This is a genomic window from uncultured Thermomonas sp., from assembly GCF_937872235.1.
Taxonomy (GTDB): domain Bacteria; phylum Pseudomonadota; class Gammaproteobacteria; order Xanthomonadales; family Xanthomonadaceae; genus Thermomonas; species Thermomonas beijingensis.
The window spans coordinates 1-4,496 of record NZ_CALMPC010000107.1; the positions used below are offsets into that span (position 1 = coordinate 1).

Annotated in this window: 4 protein-coding genes and 1 pseudogene; 2 read left to right on the forward strand and 3 right to left on the reverse strand. The window is 67.0% G+C overall.

Annotated features, from left to right (window positions below; translation table 11 throughout):
• Positions 1 to 520: pseudogene (purH, locus tag QWB57_RS09555) on the forward strand (bifunctional phosphoribosylaminoimidazolecarboxamide formyltransferase/IMP cyclohydrolase); the annotation flags it as partial.
• A gap of 150 nt (positions 521 to 670) precedes the next feature.
• Positions 671 to 1,954, forward strand: a complete 1,284-nt coding sequence (purD, locus tag QWB57_RS09560) for a phosphoribosylamine--glycine ligase (protein WP_288969303.1) — start codon at positions 671 to 673, stop codon at positions 1,952 to 1,954.
• A 6-nt stretch (positions 1,955 to 1,960) separates the two neighbouring features.
• Here the strand turns inward: purD and ygiD are convergent, their stop codons facing one another.
• The 3 genes from ygiD to QWB57_RS09575 all read right to left on the reverse strand — a co-directional run bounded on the left by ygiD (position 1,961) and on the right by QWB57_RS09575 (position 4,424).
• Entirely contained in the window at positions 1,961 to 2,743 is a 783-nt protein-coding gene (gene ygiD / locus QWB57_RS09565) for a 4,5-DOPA dioxygenase extradiol (protein WP_288969305.1), read from the reverse strand.
• Between the two features lie 25 nt (positions 2,744 to 2,768).
• A complete protein-coding gene (locus QWB57_RS09570; protein ID WP_288969307.1) occupies positions 2,769 to 3,887 on the reverse strand; it encodes an NADH:flavin oxidoreductase/NADH oxidase in 1,119 nt (372 codons plus the stop codon).
• A gap of 90 nt (positions 3,888 to 3,977) precedes the next feature.
• Positions 3,978 to 4,424 carry an EamA family transporter gene (locus QWB57_RS09575; RefSeq protein WP_223625447.1) on the reverse strand — a complete coding sequence of 149 codons (447 nt, stop codon included), beginning with the start codon at positions 4,422 to 4,424 and terminating at the stop codon, positions 3,978 to 3,980.
• Between the last annotated feature and the right edge of the window lie 72 nt (positions 4,425 to 4,496).

The window sequence follows — 4,496 nt, forward strand, 5'->3', positions numbered from 1 at the left end:
AAAGAAAGCCAATGTGCGCGTGTTGCGCATCCCGCTGGCGCCACCATCCCCCGGTTTCATCGACAGCAAACGGGTGAACTCCGGCATGTTGCTGCAAACCGCCGATGCCCGCGTCGTCACCCGTGACGCATTGAAAGTGGTCAGTCAGCTTGCACCCACCGACGCGCAATTTGCCGACCTGCTGTTTGCGTGGAAGGTCGCCAAGTTCGTCAAATCCAACGCGATTGTGTATGCCAAAGACAGCCGCACCATTGGCGTGGGCGCCGGCCAAATGAGCCGCGTGTATTCGGCGCGCATCGCCGGCATCAAAGCCACCGATGCGGGCCTGATCGTGCCCGGATCGGTGATGGCCAGTGATGCGTTTTTCCCGTTCCGCGACGGCATCGACGCCGCCGCCGAAGCCGGCATCCAGGCGGTGATCCAACCCGGCGGTTCGATGCGCGATGCCGAAGTGATTGCCGCCGCCGACGAACACGGCATTGCGATGGTATTTACCGGTGTTCGGCATTTCCGGCACTGATGCCGGCAGCGCTGGCATCAATCCCAAAGTTTGCCACGCAAACCTTGGGCCCTGCCCGCGCTGCCACACCCCCATTCGCGCCTGCGGCGCGAATCGCCCCCTGGCTCAGGGGGCTGAGCTTCTTCAGACAATTCGGCAGGTGGATGCAGCATGAAACTTCTTGTCATCGGTTCCGGCGGCCGCGAACACGCCCTGGCATGGAAGCTGGCGCAATCGCCGCGCGTCACCGACATTCTGGTAGCGCCCGGCAATGCCGGCACCGCGCACACAGCCAAATGCCGCAACGTGGCGCTCAACGTGACGGACATCGCCGGCCTGCTCAAACTTGCGCAGGACGAAGCCGTGGCGCTGACCGTGGTGGGCCCGGAAGTGCCGCTGGTGGCAGGCGTGGTGGACACCTTCCGCGCCGCCGGGCTGCGCATCTTCGGCCCCACCGCTGCTGCCGCACAGCTGGAAGGCAGCAAGGCCTACGCCAAGGATTTCCTGGCCCGTCACGGCATCCCCACCGCGTACTACGCCGTGCATTCGCAAGTTGATGCCGCACTGGCCTATGTCCACGAAAAAGGCGCACCGATCGTGATCAAGGCCGACGGCCTGGCCGCTGGCAAAGGCGTGATTGTGGCGATGACCCTGGCCGAAGCCGAAGCCGCGGTGCGCGACATGCTGGAAGGCAACGCCTTTGGCGATGCCGGTGCGCGGGTGGTGATCGAGGAATTTCTGGCGGGCGAAGAAGCCAGTTTCATTTCGATGGTGGATGGCCATACCGCCTTGCCGATGGCTACCTCGCAAGATCACAAGCGCGTGTTCGATGGCGACACCGGACCCAACACCGGCGGCATGGGCGCGTACTCGCCTGCGCCGGTGGTGACGCCCGAGGTGCATGCGCGGGTGATGCGCGAAGTGGTCAACCCCACCGTGCAAGGCATGCTGGAAGATGGCATTCCATTCACCGGATTTCTGTACGCCGGGCTGATGATTGATGCCAGCGGCGCGCCCAAAGTCATCGAATTCAATGTGCGTTTTGGTGACCCGGAAACGCAGCCGGTGATGCTGCGGCTGGAGTCGGATTTACTGGACCTGCTCGACGCCGCCATCGACGGCAAACTGGATGGCGCACACGCGCAATGGAACCCGCAACCGGCCTTGGGGGTGGTGATGGCAGCCAAACCGTATCCCGAAACCCCGATCACCGGCGATGTGATTACCGGCCTTGGCAACGTCCCGGCATCGGCCAAAGTGTTCCACGCCGGCACCGCGCAAGATGCCGCCGGCAACGTGGTCAGCGCGGGTGGCCGCGTGCTCTGCGTGTGCGCGTTGGGTGATACCGTGCACGCCGCGCAACGTGCCGCTTACGCAGGCGTTGCCGCGATCCACTGGGCCAACGAATTCCACCGCAACGACATCGGCTGGCGGGCGATTGCACGCGAGGTGTAATCCTGCCTACACCGCATACGCGGTCATCGACAACGCACCATAGGTGTAGCCATCCACCAGCACGTGCGGCTTGCTGTTGGCGGCCGCAGCCAGACCTGCGATATACAGCAGCGGCAGGAAGTGATCGGGCGTGGGCACCGCCATGCGGTAGTCGCGATGGCTGGCCAGCGTGGGGCTGTCCTCCGGTCGCGTTTGCAGCAACGCCATCGCATCGGCATTGAACCGCTGCGCCCAATCGAACGCGCCATCGGGGTTGTGCCAATCGACCGCACGCAAGTTGTGCACCACATTGCCGCTGCCCACGATCAACACGCCACGCTCGCGCAGCGCAGCCAGTTTCGCGCCCAACGCCAGATGCCACTGCAATGGCTTGCGCGCATCCAGCGACAGTTGCACCACCGGGATATCGGCCTTGGGAAAGGCATGCACCAACACCGACCAGGTGCCGTGATCCAGCCCCCAACTTGCATGGTCGGCAGCCGCTACAAAGTCCGGTGCCACCAGATCGGCCACTTCTTCGGCCAGCGCCGGCAACCCCGGCGCGGGGTATTGCACATCGAACAAGGCCTGCGGAAATCCACCGAAATCATGGATCGTGCGCGGCTGCGGCATCGCCGTCAGCGCCAACCCATCCACATACCAATGCGCCGACACCGCCAGGATTGCACGCGGCGCGGGCACCGCTTCCCCGAACGCCCGCCACGCTTCGGTATAGCGGTTGTGTTGCAACGCGTTCATCGGGCTGCCGTGGCCCAAAAATACGGCGGGCATCAGTGCGGGCTTGGCCATGTTGGAACACCTTCGGAATCGGGATTCAGTCGGCCGTGCCAGTAGCGGGCACCAGCAGCGGCGGCAAGCCATGCGGCAACGCGCGCAGGAAGCGCGGCGACGTGCCCACCGTCGCGCCCAACGCGGCAGCGGCGTGCCATGGCCAACGCGGATCGTAGAGCATCGCGCGGGCCAGCGCGATCGCATCGGTCTGCCCCTGCTCCAACGCGGCCTCGGCCTGCGCCGGGGTGGTGATCAGGCCCACGCCGAGCACCGGCATGGCAACCTCGCGGCGGATCGCCGTGGCGAACGGCAACTGGTAGCCCGGCCCCACCGCGATCTTCTGGGCCGGATGCAGGCCGCCGCTGGAGACGTGGATGAAGTGGCAGCCGTGGGCCTCCAGCGCACGCGCCAGCGCGATGCTCTGCGGCAGGTCCCAGCCGCCGTCCACCCAGTCGGTGGCGGAGATCCGCACGCCCACCGCCATCGTGGCCGGCACCGCCGCGCGGACCGCGTCGAACACCTCCAGCAGCAGCCGCATGCGGTGCGCCAGCGGACCGCCGTAACCGTCTTCGCGGCGGTTGCTGAGCGGCGACAGGAACTGGTGCAGCAGGTAGCCGTGCGCGGCGTGGAGCTCGATCGCATCCAAGCCCAGCCGGGCGGCACGCCGCGCCGCGTCAACGAACGCCTGCACCACGCGGGCGATGCCCGCGGCGTCCAGCGCCGCCGGCAGCGGGTCGTGCTCCGCATAGGGCAGCGCGGACGGCGCCACCACCTGCCAGCCGTGCGTCGCCCCCGGCGCGATCGCGCCGCCACCGTGCTCCCACGGCCGATGGGTGGAGGCCTTGCGCCCGGCGTGCGCCAGCTGCACGCCCACCGGCATCGGCGACCAGCGCCGCACGCTGGCCAGCGCCTGCGCGAACGCGGCTTCGCAGGCATCGTCATAGAGACCGAGGTCGGCCCAGCTGATGCGGCCCTCCGGTACCACGGCCGTGGCCTCGGTCAGCAGCAGGCCGGCCCCCGACTGGGACAGCGTGCCCCAGTGCTGCACGTGCCAGTCGTTGGCCCGGCCCTCGCTGCTGGCGTACTGGCACATGGGCGCGACCACGATGCGGTTGGCCAGCGTGAGCGGCCCGAACGAAACAGGGGTGAACAACCGCGCCATGGCAGATCTCCAACAGACAATCGCCGACTATGTATTGCACGGCGGCGATGCATCAAGCACACCCGCAGAACACAGCCTTGCGGGTACCGCTCAGGCGGCGGGTGCCTTGTGCAGCGCGATCAACAGCACCCCGGCGGCGACCAGCGCGATGCCCAGCCATTCCTGCACCGCCGGCCGCTCGCCCAGCAGCGCATACGCGAAGACCGCCACCAGCACCACGCTCAGCTTGTCGATGGGTGCCACCTGCGACGCATGCCCAAGCTGCAGCGCGCGGAAGTAGCACACCCACGACGCGCCCGTGGCCAGCGCCGACAGCGCCAGGAACAGCACCGTTTTGGCGGACAGCGACAGCGGATTGGTCCACTTCCCGGTCAACCACACGAACGGCGCCAGCACCCCCAGGATGAACACCGTCCGGAGCAGCGTGGCGAAGTCCGAATCCACGCCGCGGATGCCCACCTTGGCGAAGATCGCGGTCAATGCCGCGAAGCACGCCGACAGCAGCGCCCACAGCAACCAGCCCGATGGAGCCGTCATGGGAAGCCCTCCTGTTCCTCGCCCGTCCAGACCTCTAGCGTACGCGCTGCACGGCACCTGCGGGCTGCCGGC